Raw genomic sequence first — 23,018 nt, 5'->3', positions numbered from 1 at the left:
CGCAGAAAACAAGTTGTCCGACCTGCCGAACGTTGTTCGAAAACTCTTGACGCCTCTGGTCGCACCGATTGACACTCTCGCAACGCGCGGACACACAGACGAAATCTGCTGTCTCCCGTTACCTCACCCCCCGTGTCCGAGCAGAGGAAGCCGAAACGATGCAACTCGCGAGATCACGCGGCCGTAGCAGACCCTGGTCGGAGAGGCTCGCCGGCTTGACCGCCGCATCGCTTCTGCTGGGCCTCACAGGGCCGTTGGCCCTGTCCGTACCCGCGCACGCCGCCGCGTCGGACATCACCGACGGTCTGGCCCTCTGGTACAAGCTCGACGCCGCTTCCGGCACCACGGTGGCCGACGCCTCGGGCAACGGCCGTACGGGCACGGTGAACGGGACCGCCGGCTGGTCCAACTCCGGTGACGGGCTCGCCTTCAACGGTTCCGACACCTACATCAAGGTGCCGGACAACATCATGAGCGGGATGAACTCGATCTCCGTCTCGATGGACGTGAAGGTCGACGCCACCCAGTCCAGCCCGTACTTCATCTACGGCTTCGGCAACACCAGCGGCACCGCCGGCAACGGCTACCTGTTCACCACGGGCAACTCGTACCGGACCTCCATCGCCAGCGGCAACTGGTCGACGGAGCAGACCACGCGGACCGCGGGCACGAACCTGCAGCGCGCGGTCTGGAAGCAGATCACGTACACGCAGACCGGCAACACGGGCGTGCTCTACGAGGACGGCGTGGAGGTCGGCCGCAACACGGCGATCACCCTCACCCCCGGCTCCATCGGCTCGGGCACGACCACCGCCAACTACATAGGCAAGTCGGTCTACCCCGGCGACAACCTGTTCAAGGGCAACATCCGCGACTTCCGGGTCTACAACCGGGCGCTGGCGAGCACGGAGGTCGAGGAACTCTCCCTCCCCATCGCCGCGCAGGGCGTCGCCGCCGACAAGGCGGCCCTGACACTGGGCGACACGAGCGCGGTGACCGCCGACCTGACGCTGCCGAGCGCGGGTACGGCAGGCGGCTCCGTCATCACCTGGGCGACCGACAACGCCTCGGTGGTCTCGTCCTCCGGCGCTGTCACCCGCCCGGCCGCCGGCCAACCGGACGGCCACGCCACGCTCACCGCGACCCTGAAGAAGGGCCCGGCGAGCGACACCAGGACCTTCGACGTCACGGTCCCGGCCACCTTCGACGACACCACGGCCACCCAGCAGGCCGCCGACGCGTTGACCGTCCCGAACCTCGACGACATCCGCGGGAACATCACGCTGCCGTCAACGGGCGCCTACGGCACGGCGGTTGCCTGGTCCTCGGCGAACCCGGACGTCATCGGCACCGACGGTGTGGTCCACCGGCCCGCGCACGGCGCCGGCGGCACCACGGTCGACCTGACGGCGACGATCACCAAGGGCACCGCCACCGCGACCCGCACCCTGACGGCCAAGGTCCCCGAACTGCCCGCGAAGGCAGCCCTCAAGGGCTACATGTTCAGCTACTTCACCGGCGAGGGCACCTCGGACGGCGAACAGCTCTACGCGGCCCTCAGCAAGGGCAACGACCCGCTGAAGTGGCGGGAGTTGAACGACGGGAAGCCCGTCCTGACCTCCACGCTCGGCGAGAAGGGCCTGCGCGACCCGTTCATCATCCGCTCCCCCGAAGGCGACAAGTTCTACCAGATCGCCACCGACCTGCGGATCTACGGCAACGGTGACTGGGACGCCTCCCAGCGCACCGGCAGCAAGTCCATCATGGTGTGGGAGTCCACCGACCTGGTCCACTGGACCGACCAGCGCCTGGTGAAGATCTCCCCCGACTCGGCCGGCAACACCTGGGCGCCCGAGGCGTTCTACGACGCCAAGCTCGGCTCGTACGTCGTCTTCTGGGCCTCGAAGCTGTACGACAACGCCGACCACTCCGGCGACACGTACAACCGCATGATGTACGCGACCACCCGTGACTTCCGCACCTTCAGCGCGCCCAAGGTGTGGATCGACCGCGGTTACTCGGTCATCGACTCCACGATGATCAAGGACAAGGACACCTACTACCGCTTCTCCAAGGACGAGCGGAACAACTCCTCCTCGACCCCCAACAGCAAGTTCATCTTCGAGGAGAAGAGCGACTCGATCCTCAACCCGTCCTACGACTTCGTCGCCGAGGGCATCGGCAAGGGCGCGATGAGCGCGGCCGAGGGTCCGCTGGTCTTCAAGTCCAACTCCGAGGAGAAGTGGTACCTGTTCGCCGACGAGTTCGGCGGGCGCGGCTACATCCCGTTCGAGTCGACGGACCTCGCGTCGGGCGTGTGGACCCCCTCCACGGGCTACGACCTCCCCTCGAAGCCCCGCCACGGCACGGTACTTCCGGTCACGCAGGCGGAGTACGACCGGCTGCTGAGCACCTACCAGCCGGACCAGATCATCACGAGCGCCGAGAACGTCAAGGTCAAGACGCGCATCGGTGAGGCCCCCGTCCTCCCCGCCACCGTCATCGCCCAGTCCGCCGACGGCGTGAAGCGGCCCGTCGCGGTCACCTGGGCGAACGTGGACCCGTCTCAGTACGCGCAGGCCGGCACCTTCACGGTGACGGGCGACCTCGCGGGCGACTCGGCCATCGCGGTCAGCGCCGAGGTCACGGTCTCCACCGAGGGCCCGGACGTCCCGGCCGACCTGCTTCTGCACTACGACTTCGACGAGACCGGCGGCAACATCGCCCGTGACTCCAGCGGCCACGGCTACCACGGCACCTACGTCCGTACGCCCGACTTCGGTACCGGCGTGCACGGCGGCTCGTTCAAGATGTCCGGCGGCAACAGCAGCTCCAGCTCGCCGTACGTGAAGATCCCCAACGGAGTCCTCAAGGGAACCACCAGCGTCACCGTCTCCACGTACGTCAAGTGGAAGGGCGGCGACAACTTCCAGTGGCTCTTCGGCCTCGGCCCGGACAACAACAAGTACCTGTTCGCCTCGCCCTCCAACGGCGCAGGCAAGCTGTTCTCCGCGATCACCAAGGCCACCTGGTCCGGTGAGAAGCAGATGATCGGCGGCTCCCCGCTGACCGCCGGCGAGTGGCAGCACGTCACCGTCACCCTGGACGGCGCGACCGAGACGGCGATCCTCTACGTGAACGGGGCCGAGACGGCCCGCGTGAACGGTGTCACCATCAAGCCGTCCGAGCTGTACGACGCCTCGAAGGACTACTCCGGCTACATCGGCAAGTCCCTGTACTCCCCGGACCCGTACTTCGGCGGCGAGGTCGACGACTTCCGGATCTACAACCGGGCCCTGACGCCCTCCGAGGTTCTGGAGCTGGGCGGCAACACCACCGGGATCGCCGCCGTGGCCCACCCGGCGCTCAAGGTCGACGCGATCATCAACGACAAGGACAGCAAGGTCGTCCTGCCACTCAACCCGGGCAGTGACGTCAAGGCCCTGGCGCCGCAGTTCACCCTGGCCCACGGAGCGAGCATCAGCCCCGCCTCCGGCACCCTGCGCGACTTCAGCAAGCCGCTCACGTACGAGGTCACCGGCTCTGACGGCAAGAAGCGCACCTGGACCGTGTCGGCGCTGGAGATGAGGAGCCCGGTGCTGCCGGGTCTGAACGCCGACCCGAACATCGTCAGGTTCGGCGACACCTTCTACATCTACCCGACCACCGACGGCTTCGAGGGCTGGAGCGGTACGCAGTTCAAGGCGTACTCCTCCACCGACCTGGTCCACTGGAAGGACCACGGCGTCATCCTGGACCTCGGTCCCGACGTCAGCTGGGCCGACAGCCGCGCCTGGGCGCCGACCATGGAGGAGAGGAACGGCAAGTACTACTTCTACTTCTGCGCCGACGCGAACATCGGCGTGGCGGTCTCGGACTCCCCGACCGGCCCGTTCAAGGACGCCCTGGGCAAGCCGCTGCTGAAGGCAGGAGACCACCCGGGCCAGATGATCGACCCGGCGGTCTTCACCGACGACGACGGCCAGTCGTACCTGTACTGGGGCAACGGCCGCGCCTATGTGGTCCCGCTCAACAACGACATGGTCTCCTTCGACGCCTCGAAGGTCACCGACATCACCCCGAGCGGCTACAACGAGGGCTCGTTCGTCATCAAGCGGGGCTCCACCTACTACTTCATGTGGTCGGAGAACGACACCCGTGACGAGAACTACCAGGTGGCCTACGCGACCGGTTCCTCGCCGACGGGCCCCTGGACCAAGCGAGGAGTGATCCTGCAGAAGGACCTCTCGCTGGGCATCAAGGGCCCCGGCCACCACTCGGTGGTCCACGTCCCGAACACCGACGACTGGTACATCGCCTACCACCGCTTCGCCATCCCCGGCGGTGACGGCATGCACCGCGAAACGACCATCGACAAGCTGGAGTTCGACGCCGACGGTCTGATCAAGAAGGTCGTCCCGACCCTGTCGAGCATCGACCCGGTGACGATCGTCCACGCGGGTGCGGACACAACGGGCCAGGAAGGCGCCGCGATCCCGCTCACGGGCAGCATCTCCGGGGCAGGAAAGCCGAGTTGGAGCGTGAGCGCGGCGACCCCGTGCACGTTCTCCAGCCGGACCACGATCCCGACCACCATCACCTGCCGGGACAACGGCACGTACGAGGTCACCCTGACGGGCGGTCGCAGCACGGACACCCTGACGGTGACGGTCTCGAACGCGCCCCCGTCGATCACCTCGGTCCAGGGTCCGAAGACCCCGGTCCCGGCGGGCAGGCAGACCCCGGCCCGTGTCTCGGCGAAGTTCACCGACCCGGGCAGCGCCGACACCCACACCTGCAGGATCGACTGGAAGGACGGCACCACCCCGACGGCCGGCAAGGTCACGGGCGGCACCTGTGAGGCGAGCCACGCCTACCTGAAGGCGGGCATCATCCGCCCGACGGTCACCGTGACGGACGACGACGGAGCCTCGGCCACCAGCCAGCTGCCCGAGCTGATCGTGTACGACGCCAAGGCCGGCTCGGTGACGGGCAACGGTGTGATCGCCTCCCGGCCGGGCGCCTACCCGGCCGACCCGAAGCTGACCGCCAAGGCGGCCTTCTCCTTCGGCGCCTCCTACGGGAAGGGCGGCACGGTTCCGACGGGCACAGCCTCCTTCGACCTCAAGGCACCCGGGAAGTCCAAGGCAGCCGTGCAACTGCGCGGCACGTCCTCGGACTGGCTGGTGATCACCGGTTCCACGGCTGTCTACCAGGGTTCGGGCAAGGTCAACGGCAAGGACGGCTACGCCTTCCGCATCACGGCGACGGACAAGCCGGACACGTTCCGCATCCAGATCTGGAAGAAGTCCTCGGGCGTCGTCGTGTACGACAACCGCACGAGGACCGCGACCAAGGGCATCACCCTCCGCCGATAGGCCGGCGGCACTGATCGCGCCGGACAACTGAACCCGAGGGCGCGTACACCGAGTTGGGCCTCACCGCCCGCCCGGTGTACGCGCCTTCGGCGTTGCCGATCGTGGAAACCGTCGGGATCGCGGCGGAGGGCTCTTCCACGGGCTCATGCATGGCTGGATGCCGTTCGCGCCGTGCCGTGCGGTATTCGGACGACTCAAAGACGCCGGCACCCGACGGTCCCCGGGAATGGCGAAGGGCCGGTTCCGGATGTCTCCGAAACCGGCCCTGATCTGCGACTGTCTCCAGTCGGGACGACAGGATTTGAACCTGCGACCCCTTGACCCCCAGTCAAGTGCGCTACCAAGCTGCGCCACGTCCCGGTGCGACGACCCGCGGTTGCCCCGCGTGATCACGCGAACAGAACCTTACCCCACGTGAGCGGCTGCCCCGAAGGCGGCGGGAAGCGCGCGACAATCGGGGGATGAGCAGTGCGTCGGAGGATGGGGCAGCAGTGGACGGGCGGGACCGGGACGAGGAGGGGCGGGCACGCAACGCAAGGCCACGGGACGGCCTCGGACGTCCGCTGCCGTACGGCGAGCGCGGGGTCGCCCGGCAGCCCGAGGGCGTCGTACGCCGCCCTGAGGACAGCGTCGCCGAGGCGCAGGCGTTGCTGGACGCCGGGAAACCGTTCCACGCGCACGAGGTTTTCGAGGACGCCTGGAAGTCGGGGCCGGAAGAGGAGCGCGGCCTGTGGCGGGGGCTCGCGCAGCTGGCCGTGGGTCTCACACATGCCGCCCGCGGGAACGTCACGGGCGGCGTCCGGCTGTTGCGGCGCGGGGCCGGCGCGGTCGAGGAGTGGGCTGCCGCAGGTGCGCGCCCGCAGCCGTACGGGATGGACCTCGCCGGTGTCGTCGCCTGGGCACGGGAGCTGGCCGCGGAGGTCGAGCAGGAGGCCCTGCCCGTCGATGCGGGAGCCCGGGCGCCACGGTTGTCGAGCCGTACCGCCGACGGCTGACCCGGTCCGACGGCCGCGTTGTCAGGTCGTCAGTGGGGTGCGGCAGGCTCGGCGGCGTGCGACCTGGACACCCGGGCGGGCCGTCCCTCTTGCAGCGGTGGTTCACGGGTGTGATCGTGACCACGTGACAGCCGTCGAGGACACCGCACCGCCCGCCGCCGCGCAACCGCCCGTGCTGGACTCCCGGCGCCGCAACGTCGTCTTCGTCACGATCATGCTCGGCATGCTGCTGGCGGCCCTGGACCAGACGATCGTCGGCACCGCTCTGCCGACGATCGTGTCGGACCTGGGCGGTGCCGAGCACATGTCGTGGGTGGTGACGTCGTATCTGCTGGCGGAGACCGTGGCCACGGTGCTGGTCGGCAAGTTCGGCGACCTGTTCGGCCGCAAGGTGGTCTTCCAGGTCTCGGCGATCGTCTTCATCACCGGTTCGTTCCTGTGCGGACTCGCCACGAACATGACGCTGCTGATCGTCTGGCGGGCCATGCAGGGCATCGGCGCGGGCGGACTGATGGTCACGGCGATGGCGCTGATCGCCGACGTCATCCCGTTGCGGGAGCGCGGCAAGTACCAGGGCGCGATCGGTGCCGTGTTCGGTGTGGCGACGGTCATCGGGCCGTTGCTAGGCGGCCTGTTCACCGACCACCTGACCTGGCGCTGGGCGTTCTACGTCAACGTTCCGATCGCGATCCTGGTCGTGGTCGCGGCGGCCCGCACCATTCCGGTGGTGAAGTCGGTGGTGCGCCCGGTCATCGACTATCTGGGCATCGCGTTCGTCGCCATCGGCGCCGGCGCGCTGATCCTGGCGACGAGTTGGGGCGGCAACCAGTACGCGTGGGGTTCCGGCGTCATCATCGCGCTGTTCGTCGGCGGCGCGGTCTCGCTGGCCCTGTTCTGCTGGGCGGAGTCCCGCGCGGCCGAACCGATGCTCCCCATGCGGCTGTTCGGCAACCCCGTCTTCACGGTGTGCTCGATCCTCAGCTTCGTCGTCGGCTTCGCGATGCTCGGCGCGATGACCTATCTGCCGACCTACCTCCAGTACGTCGACGGCGACTCGGCCACGGTCTCGGGCGTGCGGACCCTTCCCATGGTGCTGGGCCTGCTCATCGCGTCCGTCTTCAGCGGCAACGTGGTCAGCAAGACCGGCAAGTACCGCTACTTCCCGGTCGTCGGCTCGGCCGTTATGGGCCTGGGCCTGTATCTCCTCTCCCTCATGGACGCGTCGACGAGCACCTGGCTGGCCTCGCTCTACATGTTCGTCCTCGGCACCGGTATCGGCCTGGGCATGCAGGTGCTGACGATCGCCGTACAGAACACGGTCGAGTACACCGACCTCGGTACGGCGACCTCAGGCGTCACCTTCTTCCGTACGCTCGGCAGTTCGTTCGGTACCGCGGTCTTCGGCACGCTCTACGCCAACTCGCTGGCCCCGAACCTCACCGAGGGCATCGCGGAAGCCACCCGCACGGGCGCGGCCGACCAGGCCGTCATCGCCGGCGCGGCGACCAGTCCGGCGGGCCTGCACCACCTCCCCGCCCAGGCGGCCGAGCCGATCATCAACGCCTACGCGGACACCATCCAGACCGTCTTCCTGTGGACCGTGCCGGTCGCGCTCATCGGTTTCGTCGTCGCCCTGTTCCTCAAGCAGGTCCAGCTGCGCGACAGTGCGCGGATGGCTTCGACGGACATGGGCGACGGCTTCGCGACACCGGTCGCCGCGGACTCGCGCCGCCTGCTGGAGGCCTCCGTCGGAAAGATCATCGGCAGTACGGACCTGGACGCCGCGCGCCGGATCGTCGCCGGCTCGGACACCCGGCTCGACATCGCGGGCGCCTGGGCGGTGATGCAGGTCGAGCTGTTCACCCGCATGGTCGGCCATGCCGGTCTCGGGCTCATCGCCGCCCGTCGTCACATGCCGCCCGAGGTACTCCTGCCGGTCTTCGACCGCATGGTCGAGGAGGGCTACCTGACTCGCACCGGCTCCTTCTTCTCCCACACCGAGGCGGGCGCCCGCGAGGCCGCGGTGATCGGCGGCGCCTGGGGCTCCTGGCTGGCCGAAAGAGTGGAGCAGGACCTCGGCCGCCCCTCGGGCGACGACCTGCGCGCGGCGGTGGACACGATCGCCAAACGCCTCCTGGTGGAGGACCTCAGCAGCAGTCTGCCGAGCCGGCCGGCGGCGCTGGCGGGCTCCGGCGGGGGTACGTCCGCCCCGTAGCCGACGGCCCCGGAGAGTCGCTGATCAGCGCAGCAGCAACTGGGCTCCCCCCACCACCGTGGCCGCGATCACCAACTGCTCGAACAGCCGCTGGTTGATCCGGCTCACAGCCCATTTGCCGAGAAACGCGCCGGGGACGACGAACAGCACGAGCGCCGCGTCGAGCAGGAGCGAGTGGCCGTCGATCAGACCGAGGCCGGCGCTGAAAGGGACCTTCGAGACGTTCACGATCAGGAAGAAGAACGCCGATGTCCCCAAGAAGCCGAGTTTCCGGAATCCGGCTGACAGGAGGTACATCGACATGACCGGGCCGCCCGCGTTGGCGACCATCGTCGTGAAGCCGCCGAGGACACCGTAGGAGCGGGCCTTGAGGCGTCCGGCGGGAGTACTCACCGTCTCGGGCTCGTCCTCGCCCTGTTCCTCCTCCCGCTTCGCCTCCGCTTCCGCGCGCCGTCGGCGCCACACCGTCACTCCGGCCATCAGCAGCAGGATCGCCCCGATCGAGGTCCGCACGACCTCGTCGTCCGCCCACACCAGGAAGACCGTGCCGACGACCACGCCCACCGCGACCGCCGGGAACAGCCGCCACAGGGTCGGCCAGTGGGCGTGTCTGCGGTAGGTCAGTACGGCCAGTACGTCCCCGGCGATCAGGATCGGCAGCAGCACACCCGTGGACTCGCGGGCGGGCAGAACGGCCGCGAAGATCGCCAGACTGACCGTGTTGGCCCCGCTGACGGCGGTCTTGGAGAAGCCGACCAGGACCGCCGCGGCGGCGAGGGCGGCGAATTCCCAGTGCGTTATGTGCCAGAGCGTCATCGTGTTCATGCGGACACCGATGCTATGCGCACCCAACTGCCGTCGTCAGGACCGTCTCGCCAGGTGACACCTGCCCCATCCCGACGCGTCACCGTGGACCGGCCTCCCCAGTCCTGGGAAGATCCACGCACACCGCCCCATGCACCCACGCCTTCAACGACGCACCCGGAGAAGCCATGGCCGAGTCCCGCGAGTACGTCCTCCCCGGCAGCGGAGGCGCGATCGCCGTACGCGAGTGGCCCCGACCCGCTCCCGGTGATTCCGAGCGTCCGATCGATCCACCCCGGTATCTCGCCCTCCTCTCGCACGGGTACGGGGAACACACCGGCCGCTACGAGGACCTCGCCGACGTCCTCGTGGCCCACGGCGCGACCGTTCTCGGCCCCGATCACCAAGGACACGGCCGGTCGGCGGGCGAGCGAGCGGTGATCGCGGACTTCGAGGATGTCGTCACCGATCTGCACGCCGTCGCCGAACTCGCCCGGTCCGTCCATCCGGACGTGCCCGTCGTCCTCGTCGGGCACTCCACCGGCGGCCTGATCGCGGCCCGCTTCGCACAGCGGTACGGCGCCGAACTCGCCGCGCTCGTCCTGTCGGCGCCTGTACTCGGCAATTGGGACCTTCCGGAGCGGCTGCTCGCACTCGACGAGATCCCCGACCGGCCCATCAACCCGGCCGCACTGTCCCGCGATCCCGCGGTCGGCGCGGCCTACGCCGCCGACCCGCTGGTCTGGCACGGCCCGATGAGGCGGCCGACGCTGGAGGCATTCGTACGGACGCTGGAGAGCGTGGCCAAGGGCGGTGACATCGGGCCGCTGCCGCTGTTGTGGCTGCACGGTGACGACGACCGGCTCGTCCCGCTCGCCGGGAGCCGCGTCGGCATCGAGGAACTGCGCGGCACCGACTGGACCGAACGGATCTTTCCGGGCGCCCGGCACGACATCTTCCTGGAGACGGACCGGGCCGAGGCCTTCGCCGAGCTGACCGCCTTCGTGGACCGGGTACTCGCTCGCCGACCCCGCTGATCCCTCCCTTCTCCACCTGATCAGCTGCCTCCCACCTGATCGTTTCTCTCCGCCTGATCGCCTTCTCTTCCCGCCGCCGATCGCTCTCCGCCGCCTGCGATGGCCGGTTCCGTCACGTTTCCGTCCCTCCGACCTGGGCACCCGCGTTCCATGGAGTGGTTGCGGCGAGCGGCCTGTGTGGGAGAGGACCCGGAGCTGTTCTTCCCGATAGGCAGGAAGGGGCCGGCGGTGCGCGACACCGCTGCCGCGAAACGCGTGTGTGCCCACTGCCCGGTGAGCCCGCAGTGCCTGGACTGGGCCCTGCGCAGCGGTCAGACCTCGGGTGTCTGGGGCGGCACCTGCGAGGACGAACGGGCCGCGCTGCTCCGTACGAGAGAACGGGTCCGGTAGCCAGAACCCGGGCCGAGCCACGAGGAGGAGTTACCCCATGACTGTAGTGAAGAGCAGCCTGCCGGAACCGGAACGCAAGATCACCGGCGACGCTCTGCAGGCGACCCTGGTGGATCTGCTGGCTCTGTCGCTGATCGGGAAGCAGGCCCACTGGAACATCGTGGGGCCGAGGTTCCGTTCGATCCATCTGCACCTCGACGAGGTGGTGTCGGCGGCTCGTGCGTTCTCCGACACGGTGGCGGAGCGCTCGGCGGCGCTCGGCGTGCCGCCGGACGGCCGCCCGGAAACCGTCGCCTCGGCTTCCGTGTTCCAGGGTCCGAAGGACGGCTGGATCCAGGACACGGATGTCGTCCAGTTGCTTGTCGAGGCGCTGGCGACGGCCATCGAGCGCCTGCGCGAACGCATCGGCGCGACGGAGGAGGCGGACCCGGTGACCCAGGATCTGCTGATCGGTATCACGGCCGAACTCGAGAAGCAGCGCTGGATGTTCGAGGCGGAGAACGCGACCCGCGGCGACTGACCGGGTCCTCCCCCTCTCGGTCGCCTCACCCTCATCACCCCACAATCCGTCCCGCGGTAACGGGAGCGCGACAAGGCCGGTCGCGTCGACGTTGACGGTCGCCACCGCCATCACACCCGGTGGGACCGTTCCTCGCCCCGGCCGCGGAACGACCAACACCCCTTCGAGGGCAGGTCTCCTCGAAGGGGTGGTCGTGTGTTCCGGCGACGCCGCCGACGTGCATACCCGCACGATGCGGATCGGGTCGGGCACCTCCGCCGACAGGGTCCCGTGGCGGTGACATCGTGCACCGGCGCCCACCGGAGACCCTTGCCGTGTCATGTCTTCCCCGTGGGGAAGAGTGCCCGCACCTCCCACCCCTGCGTCCGCCCGGCCGGCGGTCCGGCGCGCAGGTCCCCGCCCAGTGCCGTGACGCGTTCCGTGAGGCCGACCAGGCCGAAGCCACCTCCGTGAGCGGCGGCCGGGAGCTGGGTGCCGCCCCGTCCGTCGTCGGTCACCCCGACTTCCAGTCTGCGGCCGTCGTGGCGGAGCCGGACGGTGATCTCGGTGGCGTCGCCCGCGTGCCGTCGTACGTTCGTCAGCGCTTCCTGCACCACCCGGAACGCGGCTGCCTGCACCTCGTGCGGCAGGTTGTCCGGCACGGCGGGGTCGCGATCGAGGGTGATGTGCTGGACCGGGCTCGCGAAGCCTTCCGCCAGTTCCGCGATGCCGTCCAGGTCTCCTACGGGCCGCCGGTCCGCGGCGTCGGGGCCGGTGTCGCGCAGCACTCCGACGGTACGGCGCATCGACGCCAGCGCCTCCGTGGCCGCGCGTTCGATGCCCGCCAGGACGGTGTCCAGGCTCTCCGGCCGGGTGGTCGCCATCATGCGGGCCATCTGGGTCTGGACGAGGATCCCGGTCACATGGTGGGCGACGAAGTCGTGCAGGTCGGCGGCGATCGCCACCCGTTCCGCCCGTCGGGTGGCGACGACCGCCGCGGCCCGCCTGTGGTCCAGCGCGCGCAGATATCCCGCGAGACCGGCGACAAAACCGATCAGGACAAGCTCCACCAGCATGAATCCGAGCAGGCTGGTCCGGTCGTCCCGGTAGAAGCGCGCGGGCGTACCGAGCAGCGCTGCGGCGTTCAGCGTCGCGCAGACGACGGCCCAGGGCTGCGGGCATTGCCGTACCGCCATGAACAGCAGAATCAGCAGCACGAGCGTCTCACCCGGACCGAACGGGGCCTGCTGGTCCAGCAGCAGCGAACCCGCCGTGAACAGCAGTGAGACGACAGCCGGTACACCGGTGCGCAGTTGCGGGGTGGACCACTGCGGCCGCCGGCTGCTCGGCCACAGCAGAGCCGCGTACCCGAGCGCCAGGACCAGCACGTGGGGCCAGACCACGTAGCCACTGTCCGTCGCGTCGAGGACGTCGACAGCTCCGGCCATGACCAGGAGAGCGACGGCGAAGGCCCGAGCGCAGTTGCGGGGCGAATCCGATGTCATGCGGATCACCGTATGCGCGGACGGGCACGGCGGGATCGGCCGAATGGCCGAGGAGCCGGTCCGCAAGGGTGGCCGGACGGCTGAGGCGCGCGCCCGTGCCCGCGGGACAGAGTGGAGCCAATTCACCGCCCGGTCCGACCTTCAGGAGTACGAGATGCAGCGCAAGGCCCTCATCAGCGTGATCGGCGGTGCGACCGCCGCGGTCGCCCTGGCCGGCGTAGGTACACATCTGCTCGCCGGCACCGAGTCGACAACCGCTCTGGACCAGTCCACGGCGGTGACGGTGGACGGCCGCAGGGCCCTGTCCGCAGACATCGTCGCGGGGCGCGCCCAGAGCAAGTTCCACCCACTGCCCTGGGTGGGCACGAAGGTCTCCCAGGTGTCCTGTCCGACCGGTCTGAAGGCCGTGGCCGGCGCGAGCATCACGTGCACCGGCCGCACCGGCAAGGGCAAGGACATCGACATACCGGTGACGGTCGTCAAGGCGACGAGTACCTCCGTGACCTGGAAGTTCGAGCGCTGAGCATCGACGGAGAGACCAAGGAGCACAAAGAGACGATGAGCACTGTCCTGGCCGGTCTCGGCCTCACCAAGAAGTACGGCTCCACCACCGCTCTGCACGGCGTGGACGTGAAGGTCGGCGCCCGGGAGTCGCTGGCGATCATGGGTCCGTCCGGGTCCGGGAAATCGACCCTCCTGCACACGCTGGCCGGAGTGGTCCGGCCGGACGGCGGCGAGGTCCTGCTGCACAGTGGGCGTATCGACAACCTGGGTGAGAACCGGCTGAGCGAACTGCGTCGCAAGCAGTTCGGATTCGTCTTCCAGTTCGGCCAGTTGCTGCCCGAACTGCCCGCCGAGGAGAACATCGCCCTGCCGCTGATGCTGGACGGCATGCCCCGTGGCCGGGCCGTCTCCCTCGCCCGTCGCTGGTTCGCCCCGCTCGGCCTCGACGGTCTGGAGAAGCGCCGCCCCGGTCAGCTGTCCGGTGGCCAGGCCCAGCGCGTCGCGATAGCCCGCGCCCTGGTCGTCCAGCCGGACGTCGTCTTCGCCGACGAGCCGACGGGCGCGCTGGACCAGGTCACCAGCGAGGAGGTCATCCGGCTGCTGACCTCCGTCACCCGTGAGCAGGGTGCCTCCCTGGTGATGGTCACACACGATCCGGACGTGGCCGCCCACTGCGACCGCATCCTCCAGGTCCGTGACGGCCGCATCACCGGCCATCACCAGTACACCGTCACACCTTGAGTCACGGTCCGCGGTACACCGGCGCCGTCACACCCTGAGCCACATTCCTCGCCACTTCAACGCCCCTTCGCCTGGCGCTGGTTCGTCCTCGCCGCCTCCTTCTGTCCCGATCACCGGCCGCCGCGCCCTTCCCGAGCATCACGGAGCCCTCATGTCCTCGCCCGTCCCCCAGTTGACGTGGTTTCTCGCACGCCGGTCCGGCCGCCGCGGCCTGCACAGCCAGTTGCTGGCGGCCGGCGCCGCGGCGGTCGGCGCACTGATCCTCCTGGTGCTCACGGCCGCCTACTTCGGCAGCGGCACCCGCGCTCACGACACCGCCTGGCGCACTCCTGCCCCCGACCGGCACGGCACCGCCGTCCAGACCCTCGGCACGACCTATCTCGGCGACCGCCCGGTCACCGTGGTCTCGCTGGCCCAGCTGCCGGGCCGGAAGGCCACTCCTGCGCCCCCGGGGCTGACAGAGTTCCCCAAGCCCGGACAGGTGTACGTCTCGCCCGCCCTGGCCGACCTGCTGAACAGGACACCGCCGAAGCAACTCGCCGACCGCTTTCCGAGGGTGTCCTCGTACGGCACCATCGGCGACGCCGGTCTCGCGGCGCCCCAGGAGCTGGTGGCCGTCGTGGGGAAGGCCGCGTCCGATCCCACGGTCTCCTCCGCGGCCGAGCCGCTCGGCATGTTCGCCCAGTTCGGCGGGTTGACCGCCCGCTCGGTGATCTCCGGCTTCGACGGCACCGATGTCAGCGTGTTCGCCTCGGCGGACAAGCCCGCGGTGTCGGTCGGTGTGGCGATCGTCGCCGTCCCCGTGGTCGTGCTCGCGGCTGCCGCCGGACGGCTCGGCGCGGCCCGGCGTGAGCAGCGGCTCGCCGCGCTGCGACTGGCCGGGGCGACACCGCGACAGATCCTCGCGATGACCGGGCTGGAGTCGGCGGTCGTCGGCGCGGCCGGGGCGCTGACAGGCGCGCTGGCCTACTGTCTGCTGCTGCCCGCGCTCGCGGAGATCCCGTTCGGCATAGGCAGCTGGTACACGGGCCAGTTGTGGGTGGGCCTGCCCTGGTTGCTGGCGGTCACGGTGTTCGTGGCCGGCCTGATCGCGGTGAGCGCCATGATGACGCTGCGTCAGGTGGCGGTCTCTCCGCTGGGCGTGGCACAGCAGGCGAACCCGCGCCGCACCCGCCTCATCCGCCTGGTCGTCTTCGCAGCGACCCTGCTCTACATCTATGTGACAGCCTCCTCGGGCGGTGCGGGTCCCCGCGAGCAGCTCGCGATGCTTCTCATGTTCTACGGCGCCTTCTGGCTGCTCGGCCCCTGGGTCGTGGACCGCCTCGGCCGGATCACGGCCCACTTCGCCCGCCGTCCGGCGACCCTGTTGGCGGCACGCCGCCTCAGCGACGACCCGCGCGGCTCATGGCGCACCGTCAGCGGACTGGTCCTGGCCGGGTTCGTGGCCGGGTTCTTCACCGTGGGCAACGTGGGCATCGACGACTACCGCTTCCCCTCCCAGGTCGCCGTACCCACCACGAGCACCGCCATCGCCCGCACCGCCGCCGTCGAGGCCCGTTCACTGCTCGACGCGGCCGGAGTGAAGGCGACCGTCACCACGAGCAAGGGCGACGAGGACCTGCTGGGCAGTTCCACCGGAGTGCTGGTCCACGTCTCCGGCGGCACGGAACAGCTCGACACGGCCGTCACAGCACTCTCGAATCTGGTGCCGGGCCAGCTGCCGTACACCCAGAACTACGCCAACGCCGAGAACGACGCCTTCACCGGCCGGCTGGGCGAACTCGGCACCGCCGCCCTCGCGGTCAGCTTCCTCGTCGCGACCGCCTCCGCCGGACTGACCGCCGCCGCGAACGTACTCGACCGACGGCGGGTCTACGCCCTGCTGCGGCTGGCCGGCACTCCGCTGAAGCTCCTCGACCGGGCCAGGTTCCGTGAGACGGTCCTCCCCCTGGTCGTCCTCGCCGGTGGCACCACCGCCGCCGGAATCTACGCCGCCTTCCAGGTCAACAAGATGTTCGACAGCACGATCAGCACCTCGGGGGCGGTGACCCTCGCGGTGTGCACAACGGTGGGCGCGCTGGCCATGTTCGCGGCGATCGGAGCGAGCAGGCCCCTGCTACGGGCGGTCACGGAGAACGCCGCGCAGGCGGCGGACTGAGAACCAGAGACGATGGATGAACCCTCGACTGCACCCACTCCGCCCCTCCCACCCGTGAGGCATGATCGAGCCATGACTGCCGCTCCGCCCAGCGCCCCGATCCGCGTACTCATCGCGGACGACCAGGACATGGTCCGTACCGGCTTCCGCTTCTTCCTCGACGCCCAGCCGGACATCACCGTGGTCGCCGAGGCCTCCAACGGTGAGGAGGCCGTGGCGCTGGCCCGCCGTGAGCGTCCTGACGTGTGTCTGCTGGACATCCGGATGCCCAAACTCGACGGCCTGGAGGCGACCCGGCTGCTGGCCGGCCCCGGGGTCACCGACCCGATGCGAGTCGTCGTCGTCACCACCTTCGACCTAGACGAGTACGTGTACGGGGCACTTCGTGGCGGCGCCTGTGGATTCCTGCTCAAGGACTCGGGGCCCACCCTGCTCGCGGAGGCGGTACGGGCCGCGGCGGCCGGTGACGCCCTGGTGTCGCCGTCCATCACGGTCCGTCTGCTCCAGCACATCACCGCCCCGCAGGCCACCACGTCCCTCCCGGCAGCTCCGCCCCAGGTCTCGGCCGCGACGCTCGCGGAACCGCTCACCGACCGGGAACTCGACGTGGTCCGGCTGGTCGCACTCGGGCACACCAACGCCGAGATCGCCGCCTCGCTGTTCGTCTCCCTCTCCACGGTCAAGACGCATCTGTCGAGCGTGCAGCTGAAACTGGCCGCGCGGAACCGGGTGGAGATCGCGGCCTGGGCATGGCAGAACGGGCACGCGCGCCCGGAGGTCTGACAGCGTCGGGGCAGCCGGATGTGGCGCGTTCGACGTGGAGAGGCTCTGCAGAAACAGGACGACTTGAAAGTACGATCAGCCAATGTCTGAGATGATCGAAACCACGCCCGGCTGGTTGGCACCCGACGAACTCGAGCAGTCTCGCGCCCGGATGCCGATCCTGTACGTGGAGGCCGTGCCGGTACGGGTCGACGACAACGGCGAAGTCACCAGCATCGGTCTGCTCCTGCGCATCGGATCGGACGGCAACGTCAGCCGCGCTCTGGTGTCCGGCCGCGTTCTCCACCACGAGCGCGTGCGCGACGCCCTCATGCGCAATCTGGAGAAGGACCTCGGCCCGGTGGCCCTGCCCAGGATCCCGGCCTCCCCGCAGCCCTTCACCGTCGCGGAGTATTTCCCGACGCTGGGGGTCACCCCGTTCCACGACCCGCGCCAGCACGCGGTGTCCCTCGCCTACATCGTCCCGGTGGCCGGCGACTGCCGCCCGCGCCAGGACGCCCTCGACCTGGTCTGGTTCAGTCCGGAGGAGGCGTCCTCCCCCGTGGTGCAGAACGAGATGCCGGGCGGTCAGGGAATGCTCCTCAAGCAGGCCCTGGCCCATGTCGGCCGCCTGTCCTGAACAGGCTCCTGAACAGGCGGACCACCGCGACGGGGGCGGCCCGGGGGTTGTCACCCCCGGGCCGCCCCCGTCGCGAACCGTTGTCAGACACTCCATTCAGGCGATCTCGACGAGCAGGTCACCGCCCTCCACCTGCTGGATCCTGTTGATGGCCAGCCTGGTCACCTTTCCGGCCTTCGAGGCGGTGACCGCGGCTTCCATCTTCATCGCCTCGATGGTCGCCACCGTGGCACCGACCGCCACCTCGTCCCCCTCGGTGACGGCGAGCGTCACCACTCCGGCGAACGGGGCGGCGACATGTCCGGGATTGGTCCGGTCGGCCTTCTCCGTGGCCGGGATGTCGGAGGACACGGCGGTGTCGCGAACCTGGATCGGCCGCAGTTGGCCGTTCAGCGTGGACATCACCGTGCGCATGCCACGTTCGTCGGCCTCGCCCACGGCCTCCAGTTCGATGAGGAGCCTCACACCCGGTTCGAGGTCGACCGAGTACTCCGTCCCGGGACGCAGCCCGTAGAAGAAGTCCTTGCTGGCCAGCACGCTGGTGTCGCCGTACGTCTGACGGTGGGTCTCGAACTCGCGTGTCGGGCCGGGGAACAGCAGCCGGTTGAGCGTCCCCCGACGGTCTTTCGCCAGCCCTGTTCGGTCGTCCGAGGTCAGTTCCGCCATGGGCTTGGGTGCGGCCCGGCCCTCAAGCGCCTTGGTGCGGAAGGGCTCCGGCCAGCCGCCGGGCGGGTTGCCCAGCTCACCGCGCAGGAACCCGATGACGGAGTCGGGGATGTCGAACCTGTTCGGCGTCGCCTCGAAGTCCGCCGGCGAGACGTCGGCGCCGACAAGATGGAGGGCGAGGTCACCGACCACCTTCGACGACGGGGTGACCTTCACCAGCCGGCCGAGGATCCGGTCCGCGGCGGCGTACATCGCCTCGATCGCCTCGAAGCGGTCGCCGAGGCCCAGCGCGACCGCCTGGGTGCGCAGGTTGGACAGCTGCCCTCCGGGGATCTCGTGGTGGTAGACCCGCCCGGTCGGCGAGGCGAGGCCCGCCTCGAACGGTGCGTAGATCTTCCGGACGCTCTCCCAGTACGGCTCCAGGTCGCCCACGGCCGTCAGGCTCAGCCCGGTGGGCCGCTCGGAGTAGTCGGTCGCGGCGACGATGCCCGACAGCGACGGCTGCGAGGTGGTGCCCGCCATCGACGCCACCGCGCCGTCCACCGCGTCCGCGCCGGCCTGGATCGCGGCGAGGTAGGTGGCGAGCTGGCCGCCCGCGGTGTCGTGGGTGTGCAGGTGCACCGGCAGGTCGAACTCGCGGCGCAGCGCCGACACGAGGGTAGCGGCGGCCGGGGCGCGCAACAGGCCCGCCATGTCCTTGACGGCCAGGACATGGGCGCCCGCCTCGACGATCTGCTCGGCGAGGCGGAGGTAGTAGTCGAGGGTGTAGAGCCGCTCGGAGGGGTCGGACAGGTCGGACGTGTAGCACAGGGCGACTTCGGCGATCGCCGTTCCCGTCTCGCGTACGGCATCGATCGCGGGCCGCATCTGGCCTACGTCGTTGAGCGCGTCGAAGATCCGGAAGATGTCGATGCCGGTGGCCGCGGCCTCCTGCACGAAGGCGTCGGTCACCTCGGTCGGGTACGGCGTGTAGCCCACGGTGTTGCGGCCGCGCAGCAGCATCTGCAGGCAGATGTTCGGCACGGCCTCGCGCAGGGCGGCCAGGCGCTCCCAGGGGTCCTCGGCGAGGAAGCGCAGCGCGACGTCGTAGGTGGCGCCGCCCCAGCACTCCAGGGACAGTAGTTCGGGCAGGGTCCGCGCCACCACCGGGGCGATGGCGAGCATGTCCTTGGTACGGACCCGGGTGGCGAGCAGTGACTGGTGGGCGTCGCGGAACGTGGTGTCGGTGACGCCGATGGTCGGCGACTCTCGAAGCCACCGGGCGAAGCCCTCCGGGCCCAGTTCGACGAGCCGCTGCCGGGAACCCGCGGGCGGCTCGGAGTTCGGCAGCTGCGGGACCTTGCTGACCGGGTCGATCAGTTCGGGGCGTTCGCCGTGCGGCTTGTTCACGGTGACGTCGGCGAGGTAGGTGAGCAGTTTCGTGCCGCGGTCGGCGGAGTGACGTGCCGTGAGCAGGTGCGGCCGTCGCTCGATGAACGAGGTCGTGACCCGGCCCGCGCGGAAGTCCGCGTCGTCGAGCACGGCCTGCAGGAACGGGATGTTGGTGGCCACGCCACGGATACGGAACTCGGCCACGGCGCGCCGGGCCCGGCTGATCGCGGTCCCGAAGTCACGGCCCCGGCAGGTGAGCTTGACCAGCATCGAGTCGAAGTGCGCGCTGATCTCCGTACCGGCGTGGGTGGTGCCGCCGTCCAGCCGGATGCCGGAGCCGCCGGGCGAGCGGTACGCGCTGATCCTGCCGGTGTCCGGGCGGAAGCCGTTGGCGGGGTCCTCGGTCGTGATCCGGCACTGCAGTGCGGCGCCGTGCAGGGTGACGGTCTCCTGGGAGAGCCCGAGGTCCGCCAGCGTCTCGCCGGAGGCGATGCGCAGCTGTGCCTGGACGAGGTCGACGTCGGTGACCTCCTCGGTGACCGTGTGCTCGACCTGGATGCGCGGGTTCATCTCGATGAAGACGTGGTTGCCCTCGCGGTCGAGGAGGAACTCCACGGTGCCCGCGTTGCGGTAGCCGATCTGCTCGGCGAAGCGCACGGCGTCGGCGCAGATCCGGTCCCGCAGCTCCGGGTCGAGGTTCGGCGCGGGCGCCATCTCGACCACTTTCTGATGGCGTCGCTGCACCGAGCAGTCACGTTCGAACAGGTGGATGACGTTGCCCTGGCCGTCGGCGAGAATCTGCACCTCGATGTGGCGTGGCTCGACGACCGCCTTCTCCAGGAAGACCGTGGAGTCACCGAACGCGGAGGCCGCCTCGCGGGCCGCGGCCTCGATGGACTCGCGCAGTTGGGCGGGTTCCTCGACCCGCCGCATGCCGCGCCCGCCACCGCCGGCGACGGCCTTGACGAACACCGGGAAGCCGATGTCGTCGGCGGCGCGGACGAGTTCGTCCACGTCGGCCGAGGGCGCCGAGGAGGCCAGCACCGGAACGCCTGCCGCGCGGGCGGCGGCCACCGCACTCGCCTTGTTGCCGGTCAGCTCCAGTGTGTCGGCGCTGGGCCCGACGAAGGTGATGCCGCCCTCCTCGCAGGCGCGCGCCAGATCGGGGTTCTCGGACAGGAACCCGTAACCGGGGTACACCGCGTCCGCGCCCGCCTTTCGCGCCGCGCGGACGATCTCCTCCACGGAGAGGTACGCCCGGACAGGATGTCCGGGACGGCCGATCTCGTAGGCCTCGTCGGCCTTCAACCGGTGCAGTGAATTGCGATCCTCGTGCGGGAAGACGGCCACGGTCCTCGCGCCCAGCTCAAAGCTGGCGCGGAACGCGCGAATCGCGATCTCACCACGGTTGGCGACCAGCACCTTGCGGAACATCCTGGATCCCTTCAGCCTGCCGGTGACGCGCCCCATGGTGTCGGCCAGGCCCGGCTCGCGCCATGTGAGCCGGGCCACTCACACCCACCAGGGGCACGTTCAGCGGAGGTCTGCCGAGGCAGGCGTGTCGTCCAGGAAGCCCCCCGACTGGTGCTGCCACAGCTTGGCGTAGGCGCCCTCCGACGCGAGCAGCTCCTGGTGCGTGCCCTGCTCGACGATCCTTCCGCGGTCGAGGACGACGAGCCGGTCCATGCCTGCGACCGTGCTCAGCCGGTGTGCCACCACGAGCGCCGTCCGCCCCTCCATGAGCCGCCACAGCGCCTCCTGGACGAGGATCTCGCTCTCCGAGTCCAGGGCGCTGGTGGCCTCGTCGAGCAGCAGGATCGGCGCGTCGCGCAGGATCGCCCGGGCGAGGGCGACCCGCTGGCGCTGTCCACCGGACAGCTTGACTCCGCGTTCGCCCACCATGGTGTCGAAGCCGTCCGGCAGCGCGTCGGCGAACTCCGTGACGTGCGCCGCCTCGGCCGCCCGGCGGACCTCGGCGTCGGTGGCGTCCGGGCGGGCGAACAGGATGTTGTCGCGGAGTGTGCGGTGGAACATCGCCGGGTCCTGCGGCACGTAGGCGATCAGACCGCGCAGGTCCCGCTGGCGCAGCCGGCTGATGTCCTGGCCGCCGATCATGATCCGCCCGGCGTCGATGTCGGTCATCCGCAGCAGCAGGCGGCTGAGGGTGGTCTTGCCTCCGCCGGAGCGACCGACGAGGCCGACCTTCGCTCCGCCGGCCACCGCCAGGTCGAGTCCCTCGAAGAGCGGCTCGGCACCGGCGTGGGCGAAGGTGACGTTCTCGAAGCGGACGTCGGCAGCCCTGGACCGCAGGGCCTCCGGCGCCGGGGGGTCGAGCACGGTCGGCGAGGTCAGCAGCAGTTCGGTGAACTGCGCGGCCTCCGTCATCGAGCTTTCCAGCCGGCGGTAGATCTGGTTGAACTCGAACATGATCCGGGTGGCGTTCGAGTAGTACGTGAAGGCGACCACGACCGTCTCCACGCCGTGCCCGTTCCCGGCGAGGGTGACCGCGAGCAGCAGGCCCAGGGCGTTGGTGAGCACGGACAGCGGTGCGACCAGGGTGTCGATGCGCAGGTTGCCGTAGTCCCACGACCTCAGCATGAGCCGCCGTGACGCCGCGACCCGGGACCGGTGCTCGGCGGCCTCCCGTTCCTCGGCGGCGAACGCCCTGACCGTGTCCATGTTCATCAGGCTGTCGGCGACATGGCCCGACACCCGGGCGATCGCCTCCTCGCGCTTGTCGACGAGCGCCTGGCGACGCCGGATGAGGGGCACCACACACAGCGCCGTCAGTGCGATCATCGCCACCAGGCCGACCACCAGCAGTGGTTCGTAGCGCCACAGCACCACCGACCCGAACACGAGTGGCACGAGGCTGCCCACGACCTGGAACGTGAGGGTGTCGACGAACTCCTCGAACCGGGAGGCGAAGCTCAGGACCCGCTTGGTCAGCGACCCTGCGAAGTTGTCGTGGAAGAAGGCGGCGTCCTTGGCGAACAGCTCGTCCATTCCGATCACGTACAGATGCTCGATGCCGCGAGCGTCGACGCGGTTCAGGCAGTGCAGACCGATCCGCCAGAGCACCTCCGAGAGCAGCATGACGCCCGCGAAGGCGAGGACGTAGGGCAGCGCCGAGCCGACGGCGACGCCGTTGTCGTCGGCGATGCGGCCGACGAGCTTCGCGACGATCAGCGGCGCGATGTAGTTGAGGCCGATGTTGCCCAGTGCCGGCAGCAGCATCGCGGGCACCGTCAGCAGGCGGAGACGGGCCAACTCCCGTCCGTAATAGCGAAGTGCGAGGAGCACAGGCCCCTTGCCCGGTGGATCCTGGGGCGATTCAGGCGATCCCATTCCAA

At 69.6% G+C, this 23,018-nt stretch carries 15 protein-coding genes and 1 tRNA gene; 11 read left to right on the top strand and 5 right to left on the bottom strand.

Annotated elements, in window-relative coordinates; all coding sequences use genetic code 11:
• Window positions 1–158: 158 nt before the first annotated feature.
• The gene (locus tag PV734_RS18845) at window positions 159–5,378 is read left to right on the top strand and encodes a family 43 glycosylhydrolase (protein WP_319290396.1); all 5,220 of its coding nucleotides are present in this window, start codon (window positions 159–161) and stop codon (window positions 5,376–5,378) included.
• Window positions 5,379–5,664: 286 nt separating this feature from the next.
• Here the strand turns inward: PV734_RS18845 and PV734_RS18840 are convergent.
• Window positions 5,665–5,738: transfer RNA gene (locus PV734_RS18840), tRNA-Pro, on the bottom strand.
• Between the two features lie 101 nt (window positions 5,739–5,839).
• On the opposite strand from PV734_RS18840, the gene PV734_RS18835 reads away from it, so the two are divergent.
• Window positions 5,840–6,373 (top strand): DUF309 domain-containing protein, encoded by a 534-nt coding sequence (locus tag PV734_RS18835; RefSeq protein ID WP_319091152.1) that lies wholly within the window; start codon window positions 5,840–5,842, stop codon window positions 6,371–6,373.
• A gap of 124 nt (window positions 6,374–6,497) precedes the next feature.
• Complete coding sequence (locus tag PV734_RS18830) at window positions 6,498–8,588, top strand: MDR family MFS transporter (RefSeq protein WP_319290394.1); 2,091 nt, start codon at window positions 6,498–6,500, stop codon at window positions 8,586–8,588.
• Window positions 8,589–8,612: 24 nt separating this feature from the next.
• On the opposite strand, the gene PV734_RS18825 is transcribed toward PV734_RS18830, so the two are convergent.
• The gene (locus PV734_RS18825; protein ID WP_319091154.1) at window positions 8,613–9,413 is read right to left on the bottom strand and encodes a sulfite exporter TauE/SafE family protein; all 801 of its coding nucleotides are present in this window, start codon (window positions 9,411–9,413) and stop codon (window positions 8,613–8,615) included.
• Window positions 9,414–9,580: 167 nt separating this feature from the next.
• On the opposite strand from PV734_RS18825, the gene PV734_RS18820 reads away from it, so the two are divergent.
• The 3 genes from PV734_RS18820 to PV734_RS18810 all read left to right on the top strand — a co-directional run bounded on the left by PV734_RS18820 (window position 9,581) and on the right by PV734_RS18810 (window position 11,339).
• The gene (locus tag PV734_RS18820; protein ID WP_319290392.1) at window positions 9,581–10,429 is read left to right on the top strand and encodes an alpha/beta hydrolase; all 849 of its coding nucleotides are present in this window, start codon (window positions 9,581–9,583) and stop codon (window positions 10,427–10,429) included.
• A gap of 150 nt (window positions 10,430–10,579) precedes the next feature.
• Window positions 10,580–10,819 (top strand): WhiB family transcriptional regulator, encoded by a 240-nt coding sequence (locus tag PV734_RS18815; protein ID WP_319091156.1) that lies wholly within the window; start codon window positions 10,580–10,582, stop codon window positions 10,817–10,819.
• Between the two features lie 37 nt (window positions 10,820–10,856).
• Window positions 10,857–11,339, top strand: a complete 483-nt coding sequence (locus PV734_RS18810) for a DNA starvation/stationary phase protection protein (RefSeq protein WP_319091157.1) — start codon at window positions 10,857–10,859, stop codon at window positions 11,337–11,339.
• Between the two features lie 317 nt (window positions 11,340–11,656).
• On the opposite strand, the gene PV734_RS18805 is transcribed toward PV734_RS18810, so the two are convergent.
• Entirely contained in the window at window positions 11,657–12,823 is a 1,167-nt protein-coding gene (locus tag PV734_RS18805) for a sensor histidine kinase (RefSeq protein ID WP_319290390.1), read from the bottom strand.
• Between PV734_RS18805 and PV734_RS18800 the strand changes: the two genes are divergently transcribed.
• The 5 genes from PV734_RS18800 (at window position 12,822) to PV734_RS18780 (ending at window position 17,628) form a co-directional block, all read left to right on the top strand.
• Window positions 12,822–13,346, top strand: coding sequence for a DUF4333 domain-containing protein (locus PV734_RS18800; protein ID WP_319091159.1), 525 nt, complete (start codon window positions 12,822–12,824; stop codon window positions 13,344–13,346). The two genes, PV734_RS18805 and PV734_RS18800, sit on opposite strands and share 2 nt — an antisense overlap.
• Window positions 13,347–13,381: 35 nt before the next feature.
• Window positions 13,382–14,068, top strand: a complete 687-nt coding sequence (locus tag PV734_RS18795) for an ABC transporter ATP-binding protein (RefSeq protein ID WP_319290388.1) — start codon at window positions 13,382–13,384, stop codon at window positions 14,066–14,068.
• 151 nt (window positions 14,069–14,219) lie between these two features.
• On the top strand, window positions 14,220–16,226 hold the full coding sequence (locus PV734_RS18790; RefSeq protein ID WP_319290386.1) for an FtsX-like permease family protein: 2,007 nt from the start codon (window positions 14,220–14,222) through the stop codon (window positions 16,224–16,226).
• A gap of 72 nt (window positions 16,227–16,298) precedes the next feature.
• On the top strand, window positions 16,299–17,009 hold the full coding sequence (locus tag PV734_RS18785) for a response regulator transcription factor (RefSeq protein ID WP_319290384.1): 711 nt from the start codon (window positions 16,299–16,301) through the stop codon (window positions 17,007–17,009).
• A 91-nt stretch (window positions 17,010–17,100) separates the two neighbouring features.
• Window positions 17,101–17,628, top strand: coding sequence for an NUDIX hydrolase family protein (locus PV734_RS18780; RefSeq protein ID WP_044471876.1), 528 nt, complete (start codon window positions 17,101–17,103; stop codon window positions 17,626–17,628).
• 96 nt (window positions 17,629–17,724) lie between these two features.
• Here the strand turns inward: PV734_RS18780 and PV734_RS18775 are convergent, their stop codons facing one another.
• Both PV734_RS18775 and PV734_RS18770 read right to left on the bottom strand, forming a co-directional pair.
• Entirely contained in the window at window positions 17,725–21,099 is a 3,375-nt protein-coding gene (locus PV734_RS18775) for a pyruvate carboxylase (RefSeq protein WP_319091332.1), read from the bottom strand.
• Window positions 21,100–21,198: 99 nt separating this feature from the next.
• Window positions 21,199–23,013, bottom strand: coding sequence for an ABC transporter ATP-binding protein (locus tag PV734_RS18770; RefSeq protein ID WP_319091163.1), 1,815 nt, complete (start codon window positions 23,011–23,013; stop codon window positions 21,199–21,201).
• Window positions 23,014–23,018 lie beyond the last annotated feature (5 nt).

Origin of the sequence: Streptomyces sp. AK08-02 (assembly GCF_033795085.1) — a bacterium.
Taxonomy (GTDB): Bacteria; Actinomycetota; Actinomycetes; order Streptomycetales; family Streptomycetaceae; genus Streptomyces; species Streptomyces echiniscabiei.
The sequence above is the reverse complement of the archived record's forward strand: the minus strand, read 5'-3'. Positions and strand labels throughout refer to the sequence as shown.

Bases quoted from the DNA above. Each gene is read 5' to 3' on its own strand.
- PV734_RS18790 (WP_319290386.1), top strand. From the start codon at position 14,220: ATGTCCTCGCCCGTCCCCCAGTTGACGTGGTTTCTCGCACGCCGGTCC.
- PV734_RS18785 (WP_319290384.1), top strand. From the start codon at position 16,299: ATGACTGCCGCTCCGCCCAGCGCCCCGATCCGCGTACTCATCGCGGAC.
- PV734_RS18805 (WP_319290390.1), bottom strand. From the start codon at position 12,823: ATGACATCGGATTCGCCCCGCAACTGCGCTCGGGCCTTCGCCGTCGCT.
- PV734_RS18820 (WP_319290392.1), top strand. From the start codon at position 9,581: ATGGCCGAGTCCCGCGAGTACGTCCTCCCCGGCAGCGGAGGCGCGATC.
- PV734_RS18795 (WP_319290388.1), top strand. From the start codon at position 13,382: ATGAGCACTGTCCTGGCCGGTCTCGGCCTCACCAAGAAGTACGGCTCC.
- PV734_RS18815 (WP_319091156.1), top strand. From the start codon at position 10,580: ATGGAGTGGTTGCGGCGAGCGGCCTGTGTGGGAGAGGACCCGGAGCTG.
- PV734_RS18810 (WP_319091157.1), top strand. From the start codon at position 10,857: ATGACTGTAGTGAAGAGCAGCCTGCCGGAACCGGAACGCAAGATCACC.
- PV734_RS18770 (WP_319091163.1), bottom strand. From the start codon at position 23,013: ATGGGATCGCCTGAATCGCCCCAGGATCCACCGGGCAAGGGGCCTGTG.
- PV734_RS18775 (WP_319091332.1), bottom strand. From the start codon at position 21,099: ATGTTCCGCAAGGTGCTGGTCGCCAACCGTGGTGAGATCGCGATTCGC.
- PV734_RS18845 (WP_319290396.1), top strand. From the start codon at position 159: ATGCAACTCGCGAGATCACGCGGCCGTAGCAGACCCTGGTCGGAGAGG.
- PV734_RS18800 (WP_319091159.1), top strand. From the start codon at position 12,822: ATGCGGATCACCGTATGCGCGGACGGGCACGGCGGGATCGGCCGAATG.
- PV734_RS18825 (WP_319091154.1), bottom strand. From the start codon at position 9,413: ATGAACACGATGACGCTCTGGCACATAACGCACTGGGAATTCGCCGCC.
- PV734_RS18780 (WP_044471876.1), top strand. From the start codon at position 17,101: ATGATCGAAACCACGCCCGGCTGGTTGGCACCCGACGAACTCGAGCAG.
- PV734_RS18835 (WP_319091152.1), top strand. From the start codon at position 5,840: ATGAGCAGTGCGTCGGAGGATGGGGCAGCAGTGGACGGGCGGGACCGG.